We start from the raw sequence: 21,596 nt of genomic DNA on the forward strand, positions 1-21,596 counted from the left end.
AATTTTCATTCCATGAACCGACTTCAGGACAAAGTGGCCATCGTGGCCGGTGGCGGCGCCGGCATAGGCGAGGCCATTGCCAAGAAATTTGCCAAGGAGGGCGCTGCCGTCGTCGTCGCGGGTTTTCCGCAAGACCCCGTGCAGGCCGTGGTTGACGAAATCAACGCAGCCGGCGGCCAGGCCACCGCTTTTGAGGGCGACCTCTCCAGCCAAGCCGTGGCCGAAGCCTGCGTGCAGACGGCCGTGGGGGTCTTTGGGCAACTCAACATTTTGGTGAATAACGCCGGGACTTTTCCGGCGGTGAGCGAGCTGGACGCGTATCCGGTAGAAGCCTTTGAGTACCTGATAAAGAACAACATCTACCCCACCTTCCATATGAGCCGGGCCGCGCTGCCCGAACTGCAGAAAACGCGGGGCAACATCGTGACCGCCGGCTCGGAGTCTGGGCAAATGGGCCAGCCGATGAACACGCCCTACGGCGGCACCAAAGGCTTCAACCACGCCTTCACCAAAGGCATTGCCGCCGAGCAGGCCAAGCACGGTGTGCGCGCCAACTGCGTCGGCCCCGGCCCCATTGATACGGCCTGGACCCACAAAGAAACTGGGCCAATGACGGCCGAAATGGAGAAACAAACCACCGAGGGTGTACTCATGGGCCGCCGCGGCACCACCGAAGAGGTGGCCAACGTGTACCTGTTCCTGGCTTCCGACGAGGCCAGCTACGTGACGGGCGCCATCTATTTTGTGGATGGCGGCACGACCATCTCCAAAAGTGGCGCGGGCGCGCAGGTGCCGGCCGACCTTAAAAAAGAGCCGACAGGTGAACTAGACATTCAGCACAACATTGGACGGCAACGCCCAGGTACGCCCGGAAAATGCTGGTCATATGCTCCATAAAGCTGGCTAAACCCTAGCTATATCGCCGGGCCCGTATGCACAACCTCGCTAGCATTAGCTCCTTCTGCACCAGTAGGAAGGGCTAGTGCTAGCGAGGTTGTGCGTACGGGTTAATCCGGGCGTTCGTAGTGAGCAAAGGTCATTAAAAATTGAGGCCAGCGGGCTGGTGCGGCAGCTCGTGCACTGGGGGAGTGCAGTAGCCTTCGGCCATTGAGAAGGGGGCCAGCCGGGGCTTTTTTCAGAACGCCTTGCTGGTGGAGCAACAGTCCCTGGGTAGGACATTCGGGGTAGGTTGTCCAGCAGGTCATACCGGCTGGGTCGCTCCACCAAGCACCTAACCTAATCGGGGTAGTCAAGGACTTGGCAGAAGTAATGTCCGCCCCGGTTCAGTTCGTCACCCGTAGCCTACCTCGACTCGGTGGCCCAAGCGAGGAAGGGTTAAAAAGGCGGTTAGGGTGGGCTATTCAGCAAATTAAATCGGGCGAAAACTATTTCGTCAAAACCGGCCGTGGGCCGCGAGTACGAAATTTATTTCGGGTCCTACCCCCCTCAGCGTGCTGCAAGGGGCGTTTTTGTTCTTGGCACTAGGCTTGGAAAAGGAAGGGCATCACGCCTTCACCCTTTCCCAGCCATGCACAATATCGACCGAACCCTTCAGGAGTTTGAAACCGGAGCCGCTACCAACGGCGAGTATGAAAACAGCTTCGAAACCAGCGGCGAGTACGGCCAGGAGTTGGGGCAGGAATTCGAGCAGGAGTTCAGCAACGAAACCTTTGAGCTGAGCAACGAGCAGGAGCAGCTGGCCAACGAGCTGCTGGAAGTCAGCAACGAGCAGGAGCTGAGCCATTTTTTGGGCGGCCTCATCCAAAAGGCCGCCGGCGCCGCCTCGGGCCTGCTGAAGTCGCCGGTTGGGCAGGGGGTAGGGCGCTACCTCATCGACTTGGGCAAGAAAACGCTGCCTGGCCTAGCCAGCCAAGCGGGCGCCGCCCTAGGCGGCAAGCTGGGCGCGCAGGGTGCCCGCCTCGGCGCCCAAGCCGGGCAATGGGCCGGCACCCAGGCTACCAACTGGCTGGCCAGCAACGCGCAGCGCGTTTTCGGCCTGGAACTGGAGGCGCTGAGCCCCGAAAGCCAGGAACTGGAAATCGCGCGTTCGTACGTGCGCTTTGCCACCGATGTGGCGCGCCGCGCCCACCACGCCCAGCGCCGCCAGCCCCACCTGCGCCTGGGCGCGCTGGGCCGCCAGGTACTCAGCGCCTCGGCGCCCCTCTATGCCCCCGGCCTGCTGCAAGAGCCCCTGCCCATGCTTAGCGGGCCCGCACGCCGGGCCGAGAGCGGCAGCTGGGTGCGCCGGGGCGGCACGCTGGTGCTCTACGATGTGTAGCACGAAGCCCGGGCTCCGCTTAGCCGCGCCGCGCGCTACAGCCAACGATTTTCGGGGCTTAGGCCCTGCACTACTGCTATTTTTTCACCCTTCACTTTCATGCCCAATGCCATGTATAACAACGAATTTTCCCAAGAATTTGAACAAGCTATCGGCCAAGAGTTTGAAGGAGGTGGCCAGTCCCTGGAAACCTTCGAGTTCAACCCCGAATACCTGGGTGAAACCAGCGGCGAGACTCAGGGTGAGTCGTTCGAAATGAGCGGCGAGCTCAACGAAACCCTGGAAATGGAGCTGGCCCACGAGCTGCTCGAAATCAGCAACGAGCAGGAGTTGAACATGTTCTTGGGCAGCCTCATCAAGAAAGCAGCCGGCGCGGTGAGCAGCTTCGCCAAGTCGGGGGTAGGGCGTGCCATTGGCGGCGCGCTCAAGTCCGTGGCCAAGAAAGCGTTGCCCGTGGTGGGTGGCGCGCTGGGCACCTTCGTGGGCGGGCCAATGGGTGGCATGGTGGGCGGCAAGCTGGGCTCCTTGGCCAGCAACCTATTCGAGCTGGAGCTAGAAGGCCTGAGCCCGGAAGACCAGGAATTTGAAACCGCTCGCGCCTATGTGCGCTTCGCCAACGCGGCCATCAACCGTGCCGCCAGCCTCCAGGGCGCCGCCAGCCGCGCCCTACCCCCCTCGGCCGTGGTGCGCCAGGCCCTGGCCGCCGCCGCCCGCCAGCACGCCCCCGGCCTGCTGCGCCCCCGCAATGCCAATGGCACCTTCCGCTCGATGAACGGCCGGTCGGGCCAGCGGCCCGGCCAGAGCGGGCGTCGCCCCGCACCGCAGCGCGCCGGTCGCCCCGCCTACGGCTACGCCAACATCGGCTACGCCCCCGCCGACAACGGCTACGACCAAGCGGGCTACGACGAGCCCGACAACCAGAGCGACTACGGTGCTGCGCCCACTGGCCGCGCTACCCGCGGCACCTGGATGCGTCGCGGCCGCACGCTGGTTATCAACTTATAAAGTAGTGCGTTACCTAGTATTCCGGGTCGCCCGCCGCGGCGGCCCGGAGCGGTATCGTTCGGGTGCGATTGCAGCGCGGGCTCGCTATGATGGGAGCCCTACCCCCCTTCACCTCGCTCACCTCCTCACCTAAAAAAATGCGTACCGCCGCCGATACCCGATTTTTGGTGAATGAAACGCTGGCTTTGTTCAGCCGGCTCCAGACTGTGCGCTCATTCTCCCTGAGCACGCCGATGGTGCTGGCGGCGGCGGTGTCGGCGCCAGCGCAGGCGGCCATCAACGCGCACCTGGCGCACGTGGCCTTCGATTTGCGCCGCAAGCTGCTCGCTTTTGTGGGCTGGCTGCGGAGCCCTGAGAGCCAGCGCCTGAGCGCGGCCAAAACCCAGGCCCGCTACGTGCTGCTCAAGCTGCGCTTCAACAACCTGCTCGACCAGGTCGACATCTTCGCCGACGTGCTGGGGCAGCGCAGTGAGCACGGCACCGGCACCTGGGTGGCGGGCCTCGACGTGCTGGCCGAAGACGCCCTAACCCTGCCCGGCGGCTACTATACCCCGCCGCCGCTCATCTGCTTTCTGGAGCGCGGGCACGGGGCGGCCATCCGGCGGGCGCGCACCCGCCTGCCGGGCGGCGACCTAAGCCCGGTGGGCGTGATTCAGATTCCGCGCGAGCGCATGATAGGCTCGGGTATCGCCTCCTCGCTTATTCATGAGGTGGGCCACCAGGGCTCCGAGCTGCTCGATTTGACGAGTTCTATCCGGGCGGCCATCGAGCAAGTTATTGCCGATGGCGCTAAAGAAAACGCCCTGCCCTGGCAGCTGCTCAGCCGCTGGCTCAACGAGATTTTGTCGGACTGCTGGGCGCTAGGCCACCTGGGCATAACGGCCACCTACGGCCTGCTGAGCGTGGTGAGCTTGCCGAGCTACTTCGTGTTTCGCATCGGCACCGACGGCCCGCACCCCTTCCCCTGGATTCGGATGAAAATCAGCATCGCGCTGGGGGCCAAGATGTTTCCGCATCCGCAATGGGCCGCCCTAAGCCAGCAGTGGGAAGACCTCTACCCCCCCACCGACCTAGGGGCCGACAAGCAAGACCTCATTCACCGGCTCGAAGCCGTGCTGCCCGTCTTCGCCGACCTCGTGCTCAGCCACCGGCCGGCGTCCTTAAAAGGGCAGCGGGTGGCCGATATTTTCCCGCTGGCCGAGCGCCAGCCCGCGCAGCTGCAAGCTCTTTACGACACGTGGCAGCAGCACCCCTACCTGCGCGAGCACGCTGCGCCGTCGCTGGTATTTGCTGTGGTGGGCCAGGCCAAGGCCGACGGCCGCCTCTCGACCAACGACGAGGTGCGCGTGCTGTCGCACCTGCTGGAGCGCTGGGCCCTGAACCGAGCCCGCACCTACGGCACGGCGCCGGCCCTGGCGGCCCCGCCGCCTACCCCCGCCCCGACTTCCACCTTCACTTTAAAACCCCGTACTCATGCACCGCGAATTAAGCATTGATGCGTCGCAGGTGGCGCTCGGCGACGACTCCACCCTGACCCTGACGCTGAGCACCGACCCCCAGGGCAAAACCCTGCTGGAGTCGCTGAGCCCGAGGGGCTCGGTTAGCTTGAAATTTGACCACTTGGCCGACAACCGCGCCGCCCAAACTCACGAGTTTCCTTTTGTTATCGACAACGACGTGCTCAAGCTCAGCGTCGGGCCCGAGCCCAGCGACGGGCTGTTCCTGTTTGGCAAGCTGGCGGTGGTGTCCAAAAAAGTGCCGCTGGCCGACAAGCAGAGCGTGGAGCTGGTCTGGGACATCCGCACCTGGGACGCGGCCGGCACGCTCACCATCGCGGGCGCCGTCACGGGTGGCGGCGACGTGACCAAGCGCGCCGGCAGAGACGTAATTATTAATCCGTCCATCTTCGACTTCGGCCCGCTCAAGCTACGGGTGCAGGAGCAAGAAGAGCAGCCGCCCGTGCGCGTGACCATGCAGGAGGCCAAGCGCGAAGAAACCTTCGACCAGACGCTCTGGGGACTCATTCGGCGCCGCACCCTCAACTTCAGCCGCTACCGCGGCTTCATCGACCGCGTGCTCTGCACCCAGGACGGCAAGGAGGGTAAGCAGGCCCGCGACTATGCCCAGGCCCGGCAGCTGCCCTTCAGCCGCGCGGCCTCCTACACCATGCTCAAGTACGCCACCGAGTTCTTTATGATGCAGGAAGCCGGTCTGGCCATCGACGACGAGATGGACATTCAGGGAGGTAACCTGAACTTGCAGCGCCCCAACCGTCTGGGCAATACCGACGAGTTGCGCCGCATCGGCGGGCCGGCCTTCAGCCTCGGCGCGCTGCGCGATAACTACCTAGAGCAGCTCGAAAACGAGGAGGGCAAGGTGCTGCCGTATTTCAAACTCATCCGCGAGAAGCTCTCGGAAGTGCCCTTGAAGGACCCTAAGGACCTAATCGGGGGCGACGACATTTGCTACGGCATTCTGAAATCGAAGCTGCAATCGCCGCCGCTTATTGAGTTGATTTGGTCGTATTGGCACGAAGAAGGCGGCCTAGTGCAAACTATGAACGCCCTGAGCTTGCGCTTCCAAAACGTGCGCCGGCCCGGCCCCGGCCCCGACCCGCTCGCCAACCTGGCCATCGACCCGCTGCGGCCCCTCGGCAACGTCATTTGGGGCTACATCGAAGACGAGCGCAACCGCCTCACTATGAACCGCCGCAACCTGGAGTACCAGTACGAGTACGGCTTCGGGCTGATTGGGCGCGGCGTGCAGCCCATCGCGGTGGCCGAAAACCGCGCATTTTTCCTGCGGGGCTTTCACAACCTGCTGCGGGCCTGCATCGAGTTTTACCAGCAGGCCAACTTCACGACCGTGATTCCCGATGGGTTCCCCATCCTCAACCACCTGCGCGAAGTGCACCTGACCCTGGCCGAAGGCGCGCATAACCAATACGGTGACTTGCCCTGGACGGCCCGCGGCGAAATGCTGACCCAGCAGTGGATACTGGCCCGGCCCGAGGTGCGCGAGTTTTTGGGTGGCCGCATCATGGTGCCCTACACCGAGCCCTGGATGGACCGCGTGGACAACATGAAGAGTCTGCAAGGCTGGAACCCGACCAACATCACGCACTTCCACGACCTAGGTGCCTTTGGCGAGCAGCTGCTGCTGAGTATCCGCTACGGCTCCTGGAATAGCCTGACCGTAGGCGCTACCAACGCCGCCAACTGGGCCCACTACTGGCGCGAGGAAATTCAGCGCTACATCCACGCTTACAAAGCCGTGACGGGCATCGACCTGGCCACCGACCTCGGCGACATTCGCCAGAACCTGCCCGACAACGAGGAGCGCTACCTGCAACCGTCGCAGCTCATTGAGCGCCAGGTGGCCATCCAGCAGGGCCAACTGCGCCGCAACCGCCAACTCAACGGGCAGCTCGCGCCGCGCCAGCCCCTTATGCCGCCCCAGCCCCGCCGCATGGTAGAGTAATGAGGTACTGGGGTAAGGAGGGGGTAGGGAACTACCTATCATTTATTGCGAGCGCGGCAATCACCCCAGCACGACACCCAAACGACTATACTCTGAGGCGATTACTTCGCGTTGCTCGCCATGACAGGCGCCCTACCCCCTCCTCATCCCATCACCCCCGTGCTCGACTTTACTTCCGCTCTTTACCTAGGCCCGCGGGTGCTGCCGCCGCCCGCGGGCTTGGTGCTGACTACCGGCCGCCCGGCCGCCTTGGGCGAAGACAACCGCGCCCGGCAAGTAGCCCACGCCGTGGCCCGGCGGCAGGGCCTCGAAGCCGGCCTGCTAGCCCCCTCGACCCTGCATCTGTTTTGGGATGTCTTCCAGCTGGTGCCGGCGAGGGGAGTAGTGCTACTCGAAAATGGCTTGTACCCAGTGGGCCGGTGGGGCGGGCTGCGCGCGCAAGCGCAGGGCTTGCCAGTGGTGCAGTTTGAGACAGATAATCTCTTGAATTTAAGCCGATTGCTGCACGCGTACGCGCAGCAAGGCCGTCCGCCCTGGCTCGTGGCCGATGGCTGGCACCCTGGCCGGGGCCCCGCGCCGCTCAAGCAATATGCTGATTTGCTGGCGCCCTACCCCGGCGCCGTGCTGCTGCTGGATGACACCCAGGCCTTTGGGGTGTTGGGTGCCGGGCCCAGCGCCAGCCGGCCGCTCGGGCGGGGTGGGGGAGGGAGCCTCCCGCGCGCCTGCCTCGGGCTAGGCCGCGCGGCCCCCGAAGTGCTTACCATCACCTCCCTGGCCAAGGGGCTGGGCGTGCCGGTGGCGGTGCTGGCTGGCCGCGCCCGGCGCGTGGCGCAGTTCCGGCGCTGCTCCGAAACGCGGGTGCACACCAGCCCCGTCTCGGCGTGGCACGCCTGGGCCGCCGCCGCCGCGTTGCGCCACGATGCCTGCTACGGCGAGGCCGCGCGCCGGCGCCTAGGCCAGCGGGTGGCGCAGTTTCGGCGCGGGCTGACCGAGGCCGGGCTGCGGCCGCACGGCGGCTGGTTTCCGGTGCAGAAGCTAGTGCTGGCCCGCACCACGGCCGCGCTGGCGTTGCACCAGCAGCTGCGCCAGGCGGGCATTGCCACGGTGCTGCTGGCCGGCGAGCACCAGCCCGGCGTGCCCGAAATCGCCTTTTGCCTGCGCGCAGACCACTCGGCCGCCGACATTGGCCGCGCCACAGCTACGCTGGCTGCGCTGGCCCGCCGCACCGACTGGTTTACTTCCTCTCCCTTTCCGACCCCTCGCCATGAACTTGACCTCGAACGCTTTACTCAGTAGCCGGCCCCGCGCGGCTGGCCCGGCGGCGCTGGCCATCCTCTACCCCAAGGTGGGCAACGTGCTACGGGTGCCGTTGCGCCGCACGCGCACGGGCGGGGCCCACGGCTGCGCGCAGCACCCCGAGCGCCAGTTTATTGTCTGGTTTAACCGCATGTCTGCCGCCCGCCCGGGCTTCCCGATGCAGATAAAAAGTATTCTGCTCATCACCGGCGAGCCGCTGTGCCCGAGCTGCCACCGGGCGCTGGCCCGCTTCCTGAGCCAGTACCAGCTGGCCGGCAAGCTGCGCCTGCGCTCGGCAGCGCCCGCCCCGTGCCGATGCGGCGACAACTGCGCCTGTGGCACTGCCACCGTCAGCGCCGCGGTGCTGCTGGATGAGGTGCTCCAGGAAGGACTGGGCGAAACCCCGCGGCGCGGCGCGCAGTCCCTACCCCCCGCCACCGGCCCCTACCGGCAGGTGAGCGGTCACCACATTCACCAATCGGGGGCGTACGCCGCCCGGGGCGCCTCGGCCCAAAACAACCCCAATCACCGCGCCGCCCTCGCCATTGCTCAGAACGGGCCTGGCTTTACCCCCGCACAGCACGACCGGGCCTCGGCGGTGCAGCGCGGCACCAACCGCGCCGCGCACGGCCACGACGTGGACTTGCGCGCCGGTGGGGTGCGCGTGCGCACCTCGGGTACGGGCACGCTGGCCGCCGCGCCCAGCCAGGGCTTCGAAGACCTCAAGGCCTACTACGCGCTGCTAGCCGCCGGCCGCTCGCCCGCCGAAGCCCTGCGCCTCGTCAACCTATCGGCGCAGCAACTGGCCGCGGCGGGCGCCGTGCCGGTGCGGGTACCGTCGCGCTAGCAGCGGGGCCAGCAAGGGGCCGTAGCGGCACCCCCTAGTACGTCTCTACCGAAACCACTCTGGCAAGGCAGCCCATCGCCGCGCAGCTATAGTGTGCAGCGCCACACCTTAGTACTCCTAAGTCCTTAGTCATGAATGCAGTCGAGCAAGTGCGGCCCGAGCCGGAGGCTGCTGCGGCCCGGCCGCGGTTTTTGCGGCAACTTCAGCAGCTGGTGGCGTTTGCCAGCATCAGCACCGAGCCGCAGCACGCGGGGGCGGTGCGCGCCTGCGCGGCGTGGCTGGCGCAGCACCTGCGCAGCGTTGGGCTCGATGGGGTGCGGGTGTATGTCACGCCGCGCCACCCGGTGGTATACGCCGAAAAGCTAGTCAGCCCGGCACACCCTACCCTCCTTATTTACGGCCACTACGATGTGCAACCCGTGGACCCAGCCGCGGCCTGGACGGTGCCACCCTTCGGCGGCCTCGTGCGCGGCGACCGCCTCTATGGCCGGGGCGCGTCCGACGACAAGGGCCAGTTCTTTACGCACCTTAAGGCCCTGGAAATCTTGCTGCAAGCTGGGTCGCCCCTGTCCCTCAACGTGAAGGTGCTGCTCGAAGGCGAGGAAGAAATCGGCAGCCCCAACCTAGGCGCCTTCATCCGCCGGCACCGCCGGCAGCTGCGCGCCGACTGGGCCGTGCTATCGGATACAAACATGCGTTCGGCGCAGCAGCCGGCGCTCACCTACGGCCTGCGCGGCAGCCTCAGCGCCGAGCTGGCCGTGCAAGGGCCCAAAGCCGAATTGCACTCGGGTATTTTTGGTGGCGCGGTGCTCAACCCCTTGCAGGCGCTGAGCGAAATACTGGCGCAGCTGCACGACCCCGCGGGCCGCATTGCTATCCCCGGGTTCTACGACGCGGTGCGGCCAGCGCCGGCCGCCGAGCGGGCCTACCTGCGCCGCACCGGCCCCTCCGATGCGCAGCTATTGCGCGAGGCACAGGCCGAGCAGGGGTGGGGCGAGGCCGGCTACAGCCTCTACGAGCGCACCGTGCTGCGGCCTTCGCTCAGCATTACGGGGCTTAGCGGGGGCTACCAGGGGGTAGGCATCCAGGCGATTATTCCGCCGCAGGCCAGTGCCAAGCTCAGCTTTCGGCTCGCCCCCGGCCAGGACCCGCTCGTGGTGGAGCAGCAGCTGCGCCGCTACCTAGCCCAGCTTACGCCGCCGCAGGTGCAAGCCACGCTCACGACGCAGCTGCGGGCCCGGCCCTACGCCGTGGCGCCGCAACACCCGGCCATGCAGGCGGCGGCCCGCGCCTACGCCGTAGGCTTTGGGCGGGCGCCGGTGTGGCAGCGCTCGGGCGGCACCATCTCGGTGGTGACGCTTTTTGAGGAAGAACTCGGCATCCCTACCGTGCTCATGGGGTTTGGCCTGCCCGCCGACCACAAGCACGGCCCCGATGAGTTTTTGCACCTGCCCAATTTCTGGCGTGGCATCCAAACCAGCTTGGCCTTTATGCGTGAGCTAGGGCAAATGGGAGTAGGGCAACTAGCTGAAAATGAATAACAGCTCGCCCTCCGTGGCCGACCCCACGACGCCCTTCTGGGGCGACCCCAACTAAATATAATTCCCTACCCCCTCCCTTGCTGCCATGCTCATCATCGACTGCCACTGCCACGCCGGACGCGGCGACGGCCTTACCGGCCCCTGGGACACCGACGCGCCCCTGCGCCCTTACCTGGCCTGGGCCGACGAGGCGGGCATCCAGCGCACGGTCATTTTTGCCGCCTTCCACTCCGATTACGCCGTGGCCAACCGCCAAGTGGCGCAGTTGGTGCAGCAGCAGCCCGAGCGGTTCTACGGCTTCGCCTTCGTGCACGCCGAGCGCGACCGCGGCCGGATACTTGACCTCGTGCGCACCGCCGTGGAGGACTACGGCTTTGTGGGCATCAAGCTGCACCGCTACGACGCCCGCATCAGCCGCGAGGTGTGCGACGTGGCCCGCGCCTTCCGTCTGCCCGTGCTCTACGATGTGGTGGGCGAAGCCTCGGTGGTCGACCTGCTGGCCGCGCAGTACCCCGATGTCAATTTCATTATTCCCCACCTAGGGTCGTTTGCCGACGACTGGCGCGCCCAAACCGCCCTCATCGACTACCTGGTGCGCTGCCCCAACATCTACACCGACACCTCGGGCGTGCGCCGCTTCGACATTTTGCAGCGCGCCGTAGAGCGGGCCGGGGCGGGTAAGTTCCTCTTCGGCTCCGATGGCCCCTGGCTGCACCCCGGCGTCGAGCTTAGCAAAATTTACGCCCTGCATCTAAATGAGCCTGATTTTCAAAAGGTAACCTCGGGCAACTTGCTACGCCTCATTAGGCGCGTGCGGCCGACGGTAGGGGAAGGGGCCGGGCGGCGCGTAGCCGTAGCCGCCGCCCCCACCGCTGAAAAGTGGCGCGACCCGTGGCTGGTGGGCGGCGAGGGATAAGAAAAAGTAGGTTTCAGAATAATTAAAAACGTCGCTCCTGCTGAGCTTGCCGAGGCAGGAGCGACGTTTTTAGCTATTCGGCTAAGTCAAAAACAAGCCAGTCACTAATCCAGCCGCAGGCGCTCCTTAGGCTCCTCGCGGCGGTGCATCTGCAAGATGCGCTCGCTGCACCGTAGGCGCAGGGCGGCCAGCTGCAAGTTGCCGCTCTCGTGCCGAATAGCCACTTCTTTAGCTACTTCCGTCACTTGGTCTTTTATTTCCTTGAGACCCAGGCCCTGGTGGAGCAGGTGCGTTACGCCTGCTTCCAATTCGTCGCTGGCCGGCGCGGGGGCGCTGAGCTGCGCAAAATCGGGCCAGTCGGAGCGCGGAATATCGCCAATTGTAATTGGGCCTTCGCCCTGGTGCTTGCTGGCAATGCGGGTGATGAGCTGCTGCAGTTCGCGCACATTGCCGGGGTAGTCGCGCAGCAGCAGGAAGTCGTACACCTGCCGGTCGACGGGCTGCTGAATACCGTGCTGCTGCTGAAAAAAATGCTCGGCCAGCGGCACAATGTCCTCCTGGCGCTCGCGCAGGGGGGGTAGGTGGCAGGTCCAGCCCGACACGCGGTAGTACAAGTCCTGGCGGAACGCGCCCTTGTGCACCTCCGCCAGCAGGTCGCGGTTGGTGGCGCTCACTAGCCGAAAGTGCGCTTGCCGCCAGGTGTTGCTGCCCACCCGCTTGTAAGTGCCCTCCTGCAGCGCCCGAAGAAACTCGGCTTGCAAGGCCAGGGGCAGCTCGCCTAGCTCGTCCAGAAACAAGGTGCCCTCGTCGGCCAGCGCCACCGCCCCGTCGCGGGTGCTGATAGCGTTGGTAAACGCGCCCTTTTCGTGCCCAAATAGCTCGCTGCCCGACAAGCCCGGTATGAGGTTAGTGCAGTCTACGACTACGCAATCGCGCTTGCCAGGTCGCGGGTCAAAGCGGTGGATTTCTTTGGCTACCAGCTCCTTACCCGTGCCGCTCTCGCCCGTTATCAAGACCTGGCAGTTCGAAAGGGCCATATCTACTACCTGGCGCAGGGTGTCGCGCCAGCGCTGGCTGCGGCCCACCAGGCGCTGCTGCAAGTCGGCCACCCGCGCATCAAGTTCCTGCCAGTAGCGCAGCCGCGACGTAATTATTTCCACCGGATTATGCACATCGAACCACGAAAAAACGTCGGCGGCGCCACTGCGCAGCAGCGCCCAAGTGCTGGGGGTAGGCAGCGGGCCCACGCTCACAGCTAGCACATTGGCCTCGGGCGTGCGGCGCACTTCGGCGAGAGACTCTTCCACCTCTGGCAGCGGCGCCTGCGCATCCAAAAACACAATGCCCGCGCCGCCGGCCCCGTCGTGGGGGCGCTGGGCGTGCAAGTCGAGCCCCGCCTTTTCGAGTTGAATAATAATGTCGGCTAGGCGGCTGCGCTGGCGGGTAAACGCCAGAAACCAGACCGGGCAGGGAGTAGTCATACCTAGGTGGGAAAAGAGCGAGCGCTAAAAAAGCAGCGCAGAACAGCAGGTACTAAGTAAAGATAATAGAAAGGGGCTAGTAAAGCAAACGGGTTATATTTGCCCATAACCACTTGTAATGCAATATATTAATTGAAGTTATGAATAAGCTAAAGCGTCGATAGTTGCTACGCCTGTTTGACTCGGATTTAATGGCTGCCGCTCGCCTCACGGCTCCAACCAACTAGGATACATGAGCCGTCCAACTATTTTCCGAGGGGCTAACCGCCTGCTGGCGCTCGGCCCGGACGGCTTCCACCTATTAAACGGTTGTAGCAGTGCCTCGAAAGCTCCGCGCTAGAGCCTGTACCTCGGAGTGCCCGCCAGTTTACGGTACTTGATGGAATCGCGAGTTATTACCGATGAATACCTCGAAAGCGTGTGGGGAATCCTGTCCGTGCACTGGTGAAAAGTCGCGCTGCGCCAGTTTATTTAGCTAAATTCTATTAAAAACCGCGTTCAGGCCGCTGCAAGCGGCTTTTAATGGGTCGGGGTGCTTGCTGCTGGGCAGAGGTGCTTACGGCGCTACCCCCTTTTTGCCACCTCTCGCCGTTTATTCCACGACCAGCTTGCGGACGGCATCGCCCACGCGCACCTGGTAGAGGCCAGGTGACAAGCTGGCGATGTCGAGCGTGCCGGTAAGCGGGAGCGCAGGAGTGGCCAAGCACACGCGGCCCGTAAGGTCGTAAATGGTGACGGGGACATTGGCCGGTGCCTGCCCCAGGGTCAGCGTACCACGGGCGGGGTTTGGCGAGAGCGTGAACCCTACGGGCGTGGCCGCGTGCGTGGCCGTGACAATTCCCCCGGTCAGGGTATAGATTTCCAGCGCCCCGTTGAGTAAGTAAACGTTCGGGCCGTTGGCAGCTAGGCCCAGCGAGTTGGAGCGTGCGGCGACAGTCGCCAGTAGCACCGGCGCAGTGGGGGTGCTGATGCTAAACGCCTGCAACGTACTAGGGCTGCTGACCACAAAAGCATACAGGCCGGTGGTATACACGGTTGTGCTGCTCATAGCCAGTTGGGTGCCACCATTGTTGGCAATGCTACTGAGTAACACCGGATTTAAGGGGTCGCTCACGTTGTAGATGTATACCGTGCCGGCAGTGGCCGTGGCCGCTAGGACGCCGGCAGCCAGCTTGCCGCTTACCGCCCCAATGGCGCCCGTAAGCGTTGCGTGCAGCCTGGGCTGGCTAGGCGTGCTCAGGTCGTAAACGTAGCACTGGCTGCCGCTCTGCGCGTAGGCTACCGTGCCGTTTAGGGTGATGTTATCCGCTGGGCAGGCCAGCGTGCCGAGTTGGTTGAGGGTGGGGTCAAAGACCTGCAACTGGCCTGTGTTCGTAACCAGGCAGACCAGGGAGCTATTAGCGGCCATGCTGAACGAGGGGGCCGAAATAGTGATTAGCCTGCCCGTAACGGGGGCGGTAGGGACGCTCACGTCTACCAACTGCAGCGTTCCCGGGTAGGGGTAGGGGTCGCTTATTTGCCCCCGCACGTAAGCTTTGGTGCCGCTCACCACCACGCTACGGGCCTGATTGGCGGCGGTGGCGGCCTTAAAAACCGGGGCACTCGGCGTGCTCGCGTCGTAAATCCGCAACTGCCGAGAGCCAAAGTCGGCCAGGTAGACCATAGAGCCATTGGCCGCAATATTGAGCGAAGTGCCCGTGTAGCCGTCGTTCAGGCTGGCCGCGCGCGTAAGGGTTTGGGCAGAAGCCGCATAAGCGCTAAGCAAAGCAAAGCTTAGCAAGAAGCTGGATAAGGGCTGTGGCATGGGGTGGGAAGAAAAAAGCCGCCAAAAATACGCCTACTTCCTATCCAAGGTTATGCCTGCAAACGCGAAAGAGTCGGGGGTAGCCGTTGGGCTATTTCGCGTTACTTATCAACCAGTTGTGCTTCGCAGATGTCTGCGAAGCGGTTGCGGCTGCTCTCGGTGCGGCGCCCGATATACCCAGTGGCTTTAGCTATTTCAGGAGTCGCTAGCTACTTCTTAATCGGACTCGTACTTACCGGAACCTGCATATCCGCGGGCTTGCTCTTCTGCTCCATTTTTTGACCGAGGGCTTTGCTATCCTTGACCACTTTGGGGCCCTTGTAGGTAGCCGCGCGCTGGTCGGGCGTCTTGGTGCTGGGCTTGGCCGGGCTAGGGTTGTCGTGGGGGGTAGCAGGCGTTTGGGCCTGAGCCGTGCTCAGAGCGAGGAGGCTGGCCACTGCGAGAAGCGTTTTCATAAGCTTAGGGTGGGTTAGAGAGGTATTGTGTGAGTAGTAACAGCTTTGTGGTTCTTAGCGGGACATCTAATTGCAGGCGGAAGCAGGCTACAAGCCCTGCTCACAATTAACTGCCAGGCGTAGGGTCTGCAACGCCAGTACGAGGGCCTCTACTAAATAGGCCTGTAAGTCTCGTGCCAGCAGCTCTGATTGCTGCTGGAGCGTGCGCAAACGTGTTTCCAGCAGCAGTATGCTCGGTTCGGCGCTTGGGCAGAGGTGCAGGTCGTGCAGCAGGTTTGTCACGCGAGCCAAGATGTTCTTCAAGTCGACAACCTCCGTACTCCTTGGTATAAGATTTTCCCGCGCTAACCCCAGGTGGCGACTTAGTAAATCTGCTAGCGTGGCATCTTTCATGGTAGGGGCCGGTAGGTTTAATTTAAGTGATGGGCGCGGGCGCGCAGCAACTTCAACGTGCTTAAAAGGGTTATTTACCGGCTGAGGTGGGCTTGCACATCGCTCACAAGCAAGCCCACCGCGAGCACGGCATTGCGCAGGCGGGTCTCCGTGCAGTTGAAGGTACGACACCAGTAATTCACTTCGTTGGTAGACAAGACATTGACGCGAGTAGCGTCGGCGGGGATAGCAGGATACATAACAATTAGATGGGGATGGTATAGCCGGTGTACAGTAACGGCAAGTGCTAAGGAAGGCGTGCGTCTTTAAATACTCCGTTGGTAATCGTACTGGTGGCCGTGTAAAAGGTCGTGCCCGAGAAGGTGCCCTCAAGTACGCCAGTACTTGTTTCCGTGAGCGTTGCCAGGCGGTTGTTGTCGTAGCTGGCCCCCACAGCTTGGCTGCTGTTGTGGTAAATGCTTGACGTGAGTACGTAGGGCGGCTGCCCGGCCAGCCGTTCAAAATTGAGGGTAAGCGCTTCGCTCGTGCCGGTGGTGGGCGCCGTGGTGTTCAGGGTGATGAGCAAATCTTCGAAAGTCTGTCCCCCCTTGTTCATGCGGGAGCTAAGTTGGGCCATTACCTGGCAGCTTATTAAGCGGCCATCGAGCAGGTAGCTGCCAACACCAGGCGTAGGGGTGAGGGTAGGCAACGGCTGGTCTTTTTTGGCGCACGCACTCACGCCTAGTACCAGCGCAAAGGCGAGGAGTAGGGGCGAGAGAAGGCGTCGCATGGGAGTATGAAGGAGAGCGCAGTTGGTGCACCGTGGGTTTAGGAGGTTTGCTTAAAGAGTATGATTATCTGAATGATGCACTTCTTATCGGTGAGCGGGCTGGCAATGGGTACAATCTCTTTTGTGGCAGCAGCAATTGTTCAGCTGGGCGTTGTTGGTAATGGGGTTATAGTCATTGAAATTGTTCGGAATATAATACTAATTCGGCGCTAGTCGACTTGCGCGAACTCATTGCCCAGGTCAATGGCTGGTGTAGGTGGGCTTTCAGCAAGAGGTCTGTGCCCCCATTGGTCTTGACCGCACAACGTTGGCTACGCAGGGGGTAGTAAAACGCAGCAGGCGCTCCATTCGGGGCAAATAAAACTGAGAGCCGTTCCGCGCTGCCCCGCTGGTCAAGTGGCTCGACGGTACGACCAAAAAGTAAGCCAAGGGCTGCCTAGCTAGATGCGAGGGAACCCAGCAAAAAGAACACCAGTAATTGCCCAGCCGCGTTTCACTCGCCTATAAGTGCGCCAGCCACCAGTAGGTGTGCTGCTTGAAGCGCTGGTACCAGCGCCACAGCCAGTACAGGGCTAGCACCGCCAGCGCCCACACCAGGTAGGCCCGGCCCAGGCTAGGGACGTAGGCGGGCAGCTACGCGCTAGCGGGGACAAAAGCCAGCACCGGCGGCACGAATGGCACATGGTGCAGCAGCGCCCACTCGGCATTGGCCCGGATGTTGGGCACCAGAAGCCGCGCGGCTAAGAATCGGGGGAAGTGGTAGCGGGCAGGCTGGTCATAAGCAGGGTAGGGGGTAAGATGAAAATAAGCGGACGCGGCAGCTTACCCCGGCTCCAGCGCCGCCTCGTGGCTGTGCCTGGCTCTGTAATCGGTGGGCGAGTGCCCGGTCATATCCTTGGATACCGTGCAAAAGGCCTAGGCATCCGAACAACTTGCCGCGTACATCACCTCATTCACTATTTCGTGCGACAACTCCAGCTTGGCGCGTCTTAGTTGGAGACCGGAACGATGCTGCCCACCATGTGCCCGGCCGGAATAAGAATGGAGATGTGTTTCCTGGCTTAAAACTGTAGAGTAAAAGTTGTCGCATTCGCCCCCTTACTTAGTCACGAATCCCCCCGTCTTTGCCGCTATCTGGCCAATAAATTTGCTAAAAAAATTAGCTGGCACTATCCTCCGTTTTATTGCTTGAAACCCCCTCTAGCTATGACTTCGCGCACTATTACCCGCTTCTACTAGAGCTTTATGTTCCCTTTTGCCTGCTGCTGCTGACTGACAGCGTAGCTGGCTTACTGCTGGAGAAAACGGCCAGCAAGCCACGCGCCAGCTTGGCTACCCCGCTATCTCATGACCATCATAGGCACAACCAAAATCCTGGGCGCGCTGGCCCTGCTCCAACCCAGGTGCCGCGAAGGCGTGAGCGTTTGCCGGCTTCGTATTAACCCAACTTTTTTTAAGTAGCCAATACCATGAGGAAGATTAAAATAATGGAGCACATCTCCCTAGACGGGGTGATGCAGCACGAAAACGATGAAAGCTTCGCCCATGGCAACTGGACGACTCCCTATCGCACGCCGGCGGGGCTAGCGGCCGTGGTCGAGGCTTATGGCAGTAGCTTCGATTTGTTGCTGGGCCGCCGCACTTACGATGCCTGGGCTGAATTTTGGCCTAAAGCCGGGGATAGCCCGATGGCGAACGGGCTGAATGCGGCGACCAAATACGTTGCTACCCACCGGCCCGGCAGCCTCCAGTGGGGTCCGGTCCAGGACTTAGGTGCGGACATCCTCGCCGGTATTCGCGCCCTCCAGGCCACGGACGGCCCGGACCTACTTGTTTGCGGCAGCTCCACGCTAACGACCGTATTGCTTGAGCAGGGCTTGGTTGACGAGGTGGTGCTATTGGTCTACCCGGTCTTGCTGGGCCGGGGCAAGCGCTTGTTTTCGGACCGAGCCGACCCGCGCGAACTCGCGTTCGTCAGCTCGCAGGCGACGTCCACGGGCGTGCTCCTCAACACCTATCGCCACGTGGGCGCCCTACAACCCTAAGGCGGTGAGCCGCCAGCCAGTGGCAGCAGCAAGTGCTTTATGCAGACGGCGTAACAAATTCAGCCGCAACCTACTGGCTGTTTTTCCTGGAGCCTGCTTTCCTGCTTGGTCCGCTTTTACCTACGGGGTGTTGGGGTAAGCTGGTCGTTTGCACCACTAGCCCTTGGTTGGGCTGCCAGTGGTCGTATTCCATAGCCTGGGCGGTTTGCTGGGCGGCGGCCTCGCCCTGCAGGCGGGCAACTACGTGCAAGGCCCCGTCGATACCCGCCGAAATGCCGGCGGTGGTAACTACCTGGCCATTGTCGACAAAGCGCGTGCCGCGCAGAATGCGCGCGCTGGGCGTAGCCTGCTGCAGCGCGTCGATGTAGCTGTGGTAGGTAGTGGCCTGCTTGCCATCTAGCAGGCCGGCTTTGCCCAGCAACCCCGCGCCCGTGCACACCGAAAGCAGTACTTCGGACCGGGCGGCGCAGGCCTGCACCCAGCGCACTACCCCCTCCTGGGTTAACAAGGAGCCCAGGTTGCCGCCCGGTAGCACTACAATGTCGGGCGGCGGGCACGTGGCGAGCGTGTAGCGCGGCGTTATCGACACAAACCCTTGGCTAAGTACTGGTTCGAGGGTGGCCGCGACCGTATAGACTTGGAAGCCGGGGGTGACGGTAAATACTTCGCTCGGCCCGGCGAAGTCCAGTACTTCCATGCCGGTAAACACCAAGATGGCGACGTTTTTAGGTTGAGCCGGCGTGGCGGCAGTGGCCGGGCTCGAGGCCGTAGAAAGTTGCGCTAGGGCCATGCCACAGTGCGGGCAGGTGCCCGGCGCGGGGTAAGTAGCCTGGTCGCAGGTGCCGCCGCAGGGCGGGCAAGACCATTGCAAGGCGCTACCGTTACTGACGGGGGTAAGCCGTTGGGCCGCCACAAAGCTGGCCGGTGCCAGCCATAGCCCGAAGAATAGCAAAACAAGCCGTTTCATATCAGGAAGGATTAGGGGATGAAGGAACCGGCAGCAACAGGCGTTGCAACTGCCGCACGCTCCGAAAGCCGCACTGCGCCGCAATGGCCTCCTGCGTCAGGGCCGGGTTGCGGCGCAGCGTGGCGGCTAGCTCGCGCCGGAGCGCGGTGGTGTAGGCATTGATGCTGATGCCGGTAGCGTTGCGAAAAGTGCGCGTGAGTGTGCGCGGACTCATGTTCACTAGCTCGGCCAGCGCCTCGAGGGTAGCCCCGGTTGCCAGGTTCTCGGTTAGCCAGTCTTGGACCTGGTGCACGGCCGCGTGCAGGTGATTGCGGTAGTCGAGGTACACGCTCTGCTGCCGGTGCCCGGCGCCCCGGCGCAGGTACACCACCAGCTCGCGGGCCACTTTGGTGGCAAAAAGCGGTCCGTGCCGTTCCTCCAGTAGGTAGAGCGCCAAGTCAATACCGGCCGTTACGCCCGCGCTGGTATACAGGCCACTGTCTTGCACAAAAAGCGTGTCGCCCTGCGTAGCTAGCCGCGGGTAGCGGGCTTGCAACTCCGCCAGCCGCCGCCAATGGGTCGTGCACTTGCGGCCGTCGAGCACCCCAGCTTCGGCCAGTACAAACGCCCCGGTGCAGATGGCGCACAGCCGCACGCCCCGCGCGTACTGCGTACGCAACCAGGCAAAGAGCGCCGCGCCTTCCTCCCGAAAGGCCGCCGAGCGCAGGTACTCCATTTCCAAGCCCGGCACGAAAACAAAGTCGCCCGGCTGCGGCGCTACCCCCTCCAAAGCCACCAGCGGCCCGAGGCCCAACCCCGCCGAGCTAGGTACGGCACTGCGGTACGAGCAGTAAGTGAGCTGGTAGGGCTGGCCGTAGGTCGCGGCTTCGTAAAAAACCTGCACCGGGCCGGTCAGGTCCAGCAAATGCACCCCCGGCAGTACCAAAAAAATGACGTGGGCTAGGGCGTTCATGGCAGTAACTAACTACCCGCCAAAGGTACCCGTTGCCTGCCACCACATACGGCCATTTACCGGCCATTTCCGGCCACATGCAGAGCAAAATACTAGCGGATATCACTTGCTGCTACCCACTGCCGAGGCGGCGGGCGCGGCGTCAAAAAAGCCGCTCCACTCCAGCGGTGCCGCCGCATCGCCCGAGCACAGGCGCAGCACCCGGTCGGCGACAGGTTCAAAATTGTCGCTGTTGCTGAGCAGAATAACGGCTAGCCCTCGCTGCGGATAGCATACGCATAAGTTTTGCCAGCCGGGGTAGTGTCCTCCGTGCCAGAAGGCCGGGCCGTAGGGCGAGGCAAACAAGCCCCAGCCCAGTCCCCAGGCTTTGCGTGCGGGGTCGGACTGGCGCAACAAGCTGTCGCGGCGCGGGCCCCAGCCGCGCTGGCTAGTGACGGCAATCTGCGCCCCGAAATACTGCCGATATAACTGGCGCGACAAGCTCTTGCGCGCCAGTACGTGGCGCACAAAGGCCGCGTAATCGCGCGGGGTGGTCACCATCGAGCCCGCCCCGCGGGCACTGGTACGCAGCTGGTAGCCCAGGGCTTTGCCCGCCGGGTCGTGGCCCACGGCATGGTTGCCCGCAAAGCGCTCCTGCCACACGAAAGCGGTGTGCGTCATATGCAGCGGCCCAAATAACTCTCGTTCAGCAAGGGTCTGGAGGGGTAGGCCCGTGTGCTCCTCCATAACGGTGCCGAGCAGGTTGAAGCCTTCGTTGGAATAAAAAAAGCGCGTGCCGGGCGGCGCAATAGTGGCCAGCTGCGGCCCGTAGATATCGCGCAGCACGGGCAGCCCCGCGCTGTGGCTCAGCAGCATCCGGGCCGTAATGCGCCGGAAGGACGGGTCCAGGGCCAGGTCGTGCCACTTTTCGTACGCCGCAATCGGGCGGGGCAGGTAGCGATAAACCGGCGTGTCCAGCGCGAACACACCTTGGTCAACTAATCGCAAGAAGACGTAAGCCGTCACGGGCTTGGTCAGCGAGGCCGCATAGGAGATGGTTTCCGCATCAAACGGCGCGCGGGTGCGGCTGTCTTTCGTGCCAAAGTAGTGCTCATACGCCACCCGCCGCCCCTGCAGCACCAGCACCGAAAGGCCCGTGACGCGGGCAGAATCAACCACCCGGGCCAGCCCCGCCGTAAGCTGGTCAGCCGAAATAGACCGCCCCTTCAAGTGGCGAACGGTAGCGGGTTGGGCTAGGGCAGTGGCACACGCCAGGCAGCCAAGCAGCAAGTGCAGCATCGTTTTGAGCATGAACAGCAGCTAGGCCTATTAGGGGCCTGGCCGCTGCAAAAGTCTGACGGTCAGCCGCCCCGCCAAGCGACAAATAC

The 21,596-nt window shown here is 63.2% G+C and carries 19 protein-coding genes; 10 read left to right on the forward strand and 9 right to left on the reverse strand.

Annotated features, from left to right (window positions below):
- Positions 1–12: 12 nt before the first annotated feature.
- The 9 genes from GO988_RS15775 (at position 13) to GO988_RS15815 (ending at position 11,363) form a co-directional block, all read left to right on the forward strand.
- Positions 13–897 carry an SDR family NAD(P)-dependent oxidoreductase gene (locus GO988_RS15775; protein WP_157567143.1) on the forward strand — a complete coding sequence of 295 codons (885 nt, stop codon included), beginning with the start codon at positions 13–15 and terminating at the stop codon, positions 895–897.
- Between the two features lie 631 nt (positions 898–1,528).
- Positions 1,529–2,278: a hypothetical protein gene (locus GO988_RS15780; protein WP_157567145.1), complete on the forward strand. Its 750-nt coding sequence runs from the start codon at positions 1,529–1,531 to the stop codon at positions 2,276–2,278.
- Positions 2,279–2,377: 99 nt separating this feature from the next.
- Complete coding sequence (locus GO988_RS15785; RefSeq protein WP_157567147.1) at positions 2,378–3,283, forward strand: hypothetical protein; 906 nt, start codon at positions 2,378–2,380, stop codon at positions 3,281–3,283.
- Between the two features lie 137 nt (positions 3,284–3,420).
- Complete coding sequence (locus GO988_RS15790; protein ID WP_157567149.1) at positions 3,421–4,779, forward strand: hypothetical protein; 1,359 nt, start codon at positions 3,421–3,423, stop codon at positions 4,777–4,779.
- Positions 4,757–6,763 carry a hypothetical protein gene (locus GO988_RS15795; RefSeq protein WP_157567151.1) on the forward strand — a complete coding sequence of 669 codons (2,007 nt, stop codon included), beginning with the start codon at positions 4,757–4,759 and terminating at the stop codon, positions 6,761–6,763. The genes GO988_RS15790 and GO988_RS15795 overlap by 23 nt, the downstream gene beginning before the upstream one ends.
- 120 nt (positions 6,764–6,883) lie before the next feature.
- Complete coding sequence (locus tag GO988_RS15800) at positions 6,884–8,059, forward strand: aminotransferase class I/II-fold pyridoxal phosphate-dependent enzyme (protein ID WP_157567153.1); 1,176 nt, start codon at positions 6,884–6,886, stop codon at positions 8,057–8,059.
- A complete protein-coding gene (locus tag GO988_RS15805) occupies positions 8,028–8,906 on the forward strand; it encodes a hypothetical protein (RefSeq protein ID WP_157567155.1) in 879 nt (292 codons plus the stop codon). The genes GO988_RS15800 and GO988_RS15805 overlap by 32 nt, the downstream gene beginning before the upstream one ends.
- Positions 8,907–9,037: 131 nt before the next feature.
- On the forward strand, positions 9,038–10,447 hold the full coding sequence (locus GO988_RS15810) for a dipeptidase (protein ID WP_157567157.1): 1,410 nt from the start codon (positions 9,038–9,040) through the stop codon (positions 10,445–10,447).
- 85 nt (positions 10,448–10,532) lie between these two features.
- Positions 10,533–11,363: an amidohydrolase family protein gene (locus tag GO988_RS15815; protein ID WP_157567159.1), complete on the forward strand. Its 831-nt coding sequence runs from the start codon at positions 10,533–10,535 to the stop codon at positions 11,361–11,363.
- Positions 11,364–11,467: 104 nt separating this feature from the next.
- Here the strand turns inward: GO988_RS15815 and GO988_RS15820 are convergent, their stop codons facing one another.
- The 6 genes from GO988_RS15820 to GO988_RS15845 all read right to left on the reverse strand — a co-directional run bounded on the left by GO988_RS15820 (position 11,468) and on the right by GO988_RS15845 (position 16,265).
- Positions 11,468–12,844, reverse strand: a complete 1,377-nt coding sequence (locus tag GO988_RS15820) for a sigma 54-interacting transcriptional regulator (protein WP_157567161.1) — start codon at positions 12,842–12,844, stop codon at positions 11,468–11,470.
- A gap of 592 nt (positions 12,845–13,436) precedes the next feature.
- The gene (locus GO988_RS15825; RefSeq protein WP_157567163.1) at positions 13,437–14,648 is read right to left on the reverse strand and encodes a T9SS type A sorting domain-containing protein; all 1,212 of its coding nucleotides are present in this window, start codon (positions 14,646–14,648) and stop codon (positions 13,437–13,439) included.
- A 209-nt stretch (positions 14,649–14,857) separates the two neighbouring features.
- Complete coding sequence (locus GO988_RS15830; RefSeq protein WP_157567165.1) at positions 14,858–15,103, reverse strand: hypothetical protein; 246 nt, start codon at positions 15,101–15,103, stop codon at positions 14,858–14,860.
- Between the two features lie 87 nt (positions 15,104–15,190).
- A complete protein-coding gene (locus GO988_RS15835) occupies positions 15,191–15,496 on the reverse strand; it encodes a hypothetical protein (protein ID WP_157567167.1) in 306 nt (101 codons plus the stop codon).
- Between the two features lie 74 nt (positions 15,497–15,570).
- Positions 15,571–15,735 (reverse strand): DUF3606 domain-containing protein, encoded by a 165-nt coding sequence (locus GO988_RS15840; protein WP_157567169.1) that lies wholly within the window; start codon positions 15,733–15,735, stop codon positions 15,571–15,573.
- A 47-nt stretch (positions 15,736–15,782) separates the two neighbouring features.
- The gene (locus tag GO988_RS15845; protein ID WP_157567171.1) at positions 15,783–16,265 is read right to left on the reverse strand and encodes a hypothetical protein; all 483 of its coding nucleotides are present in this window, start codon (positions 16,263–16,265) and stop codon (positions 15,783–15,785) included.
- 1,469 nt (positions 16,266–17,734) lie between these two features.
- Here GO988_RS15845 and GO988_RS15850 point away from each other — a divergent pair.
- A complete protein-coding gene (locus GO988_RS15850) occupies positions 17,735–18,310 on the forward strand; it encodes a dihydrofolate reductase family protein (protein ID WP_157567173.1) in 576 nt (191 codons plus the stop codon).
- A gap of 70 nt (positions 18,311–18,380) precedes the next feature.
- On the opposite strand, the gene GO988_RS15855 is transcribed toward GO988_RS15850, so the two are convergent.
- From GO988_RS15855 to GO988_RS15865, 3 genes are all read right to left on the reverse strand, one after another.
- Entirely contained in the window at positions 18,381–19,277 is an 897-nt protein-coding gene (locus GO988_RS15855; protein WP_232341531.1) for a DJ-1/PfpI family protein, read from the reverse strand.
- A 1-nt stretch (position 19,278) separates the two neighbouring features.
- A complete protein-coding gene (locus GO988_RS15860; protein ID WP_157567176.1) occupies positions 19,279–20,229 on the reverse strand; it encodes a GlxA family transcriptional regulator in 951 nt (316 codons plus the stop codon).
- Positions 20,230–20,331: 102 nt separating this feature from the next.
- Positions 20,332–21,519 (reverse strand): serine hydrolase domain-containing protein, encoded by a 1,188-nt coding sequence (locus GO988_RS15865; protein WP_157567178.1) that lies wholly within the window; start codon positions 21,517–21,519, stop codon positions 20,332–20,334.
- Between the last annotated feature and the right edge of the window lie 77 nt (positions 21,520–21,596).

Source organism: Hymenobacter ginkgonis (assembly GCF_009755225.1).
GTDB lineage: Bacteria > Bacteroidota > Bacteroidia > Cytophagales > Hymenobacteraceae > Hymenobacter > Hymenobacter ginkgonis.

Bases quoted from the DNA above. Each gene is read 5' to 3' on its own strand.
- GO988_RS15775 (WP_157567143.1), top strand. From the start codon at position 13: ATGAACCGACTTCAGGACAAAGTGGCCATCGTGGCCGGTGGCGGCGCC.
- GO988_RS15815 (WP_157567159.1), top strand. From the start codon at position 10,533: ATGCTCATCATCGACTGCCACTGCCACGCCGGACGCGGCGACGGCCTT.
- GO988_RS15820 (WP_157567161.1), bottom strand. From the start codon at position 12,844: ATGACTACTCCCTGCCCGGTCTGGTTTCTGGCGTTTACCCGCCAGCGC.
- GO988_RS15840 (WP_157567169.1), bottom strand. From the start codon at position 15,735: ATGTATCCTGCTATCCCCGCCGACGCTACTCGCGTCAATGTCTTGTCT.
- GO988_RS15800 (WP_157567153.1), top strand. From the start codon at position 6,884: ATGACAGGCGCCCTACCCCCTCCTCATCCCATCACCCCCGTGCTCGAC.
- GO988_RS15785 (WP_157567147.1), top strand. From the start codon at position 2,378: ATGCCCAATGCCATGTATAACAACGAATTTTCCCAAGAATTTGAACAA.
- GO988_RS15865 (WP_157567178.1), bottom strand. From the start codon at position 21,519: ATGCTCAAAACGATGCTGCACTTGCTGCTTGGCTGCCTGGCGTGTGCC.
- GO988_RS15825 (WP_157567163.1), bottom strand. From the start codon at position 14,648: ATGCCACAGCCCTTATCCAGCTTCTTGCTAAGCTTTGCTTTGCTTAGC.
- GO988_RS15850 (WP_157567173.1), top strand. From the start codon at position 17,735: ATGAGGAAGATTAAAATAATGGAGCACATCTCCCTAGACGGGGTGATG.
- GO988_RS15860 (WP_157567176.1), bottom strand. From the start codon at position 20,229: ATGAACGCCCTAGCCCACGTCATTTTTTTGGTACTGCCGGGGGTGCAT.
- GO988_RS15845 (WP_157567171.1), bottom strand. From the start codon at position 16,265: ATGCGACGCCTTCTCTCGCCCCTACTCCTCGCCTTTGCGCTGGTACTA.
- GO988_RS15805 (WP_157567155.1), top strand. From the start codon at position 8,028: ATGAACTTGACCTCGAACGCTTTACTCAGTAGCCGGCCCCGCGCGGCT.
- GO988_RS15810 (WP_157567157.1), top strand. From the start codon at position 9,038: ATGAATGCAGTCGAGCAAGTGCGGCCCGAGCCGGAGGCTGCTGCGGCC.
- GO988_RS15790 (WP_157567149.1), top strand. From the start codon at position 3,421: ATGCGTACCGCCGCCGATACCCGATTTTTGGTGAATGAAACGCTGGCT.
- GO988_RS15835 (WP_157567167.1), bottom strand. From the start codon at position 15,496: ATGAAAGATGCCACGCTAGCAGATTTACTAAGTCGCCACCTGGGGTTA.
- GO988_RS15795 (WP_157567151.1), top strand. From the start codon at position 4,757: ATGCACCGCGAATTAAGCATTGATGCGTCGCAGGTGGCGCTCGGCGAC.
- GO988_RS15780 (WP_157567145.1), top strand. From the start codon at position 1,529: ATGCACAATATCGACCGAACCCTTCAGGAGTTTGAAACCGGAGCCGCT.
- GO988_RS15830 (WP_157567165.1), bottom strand. From the start codon at position 15,103: ATGAAAACGCTTCTCGCAGTGGCCAGCCTCCTCGCTCTGAGCACGGCT.
- GO988_RS15855 (WP_232341531.1), bottom strand. From the start codon at position 19,277: ATGAAACGGCTTGTTTTGCTATTCTTCGGGCTATGGCTGGCACCGGCC.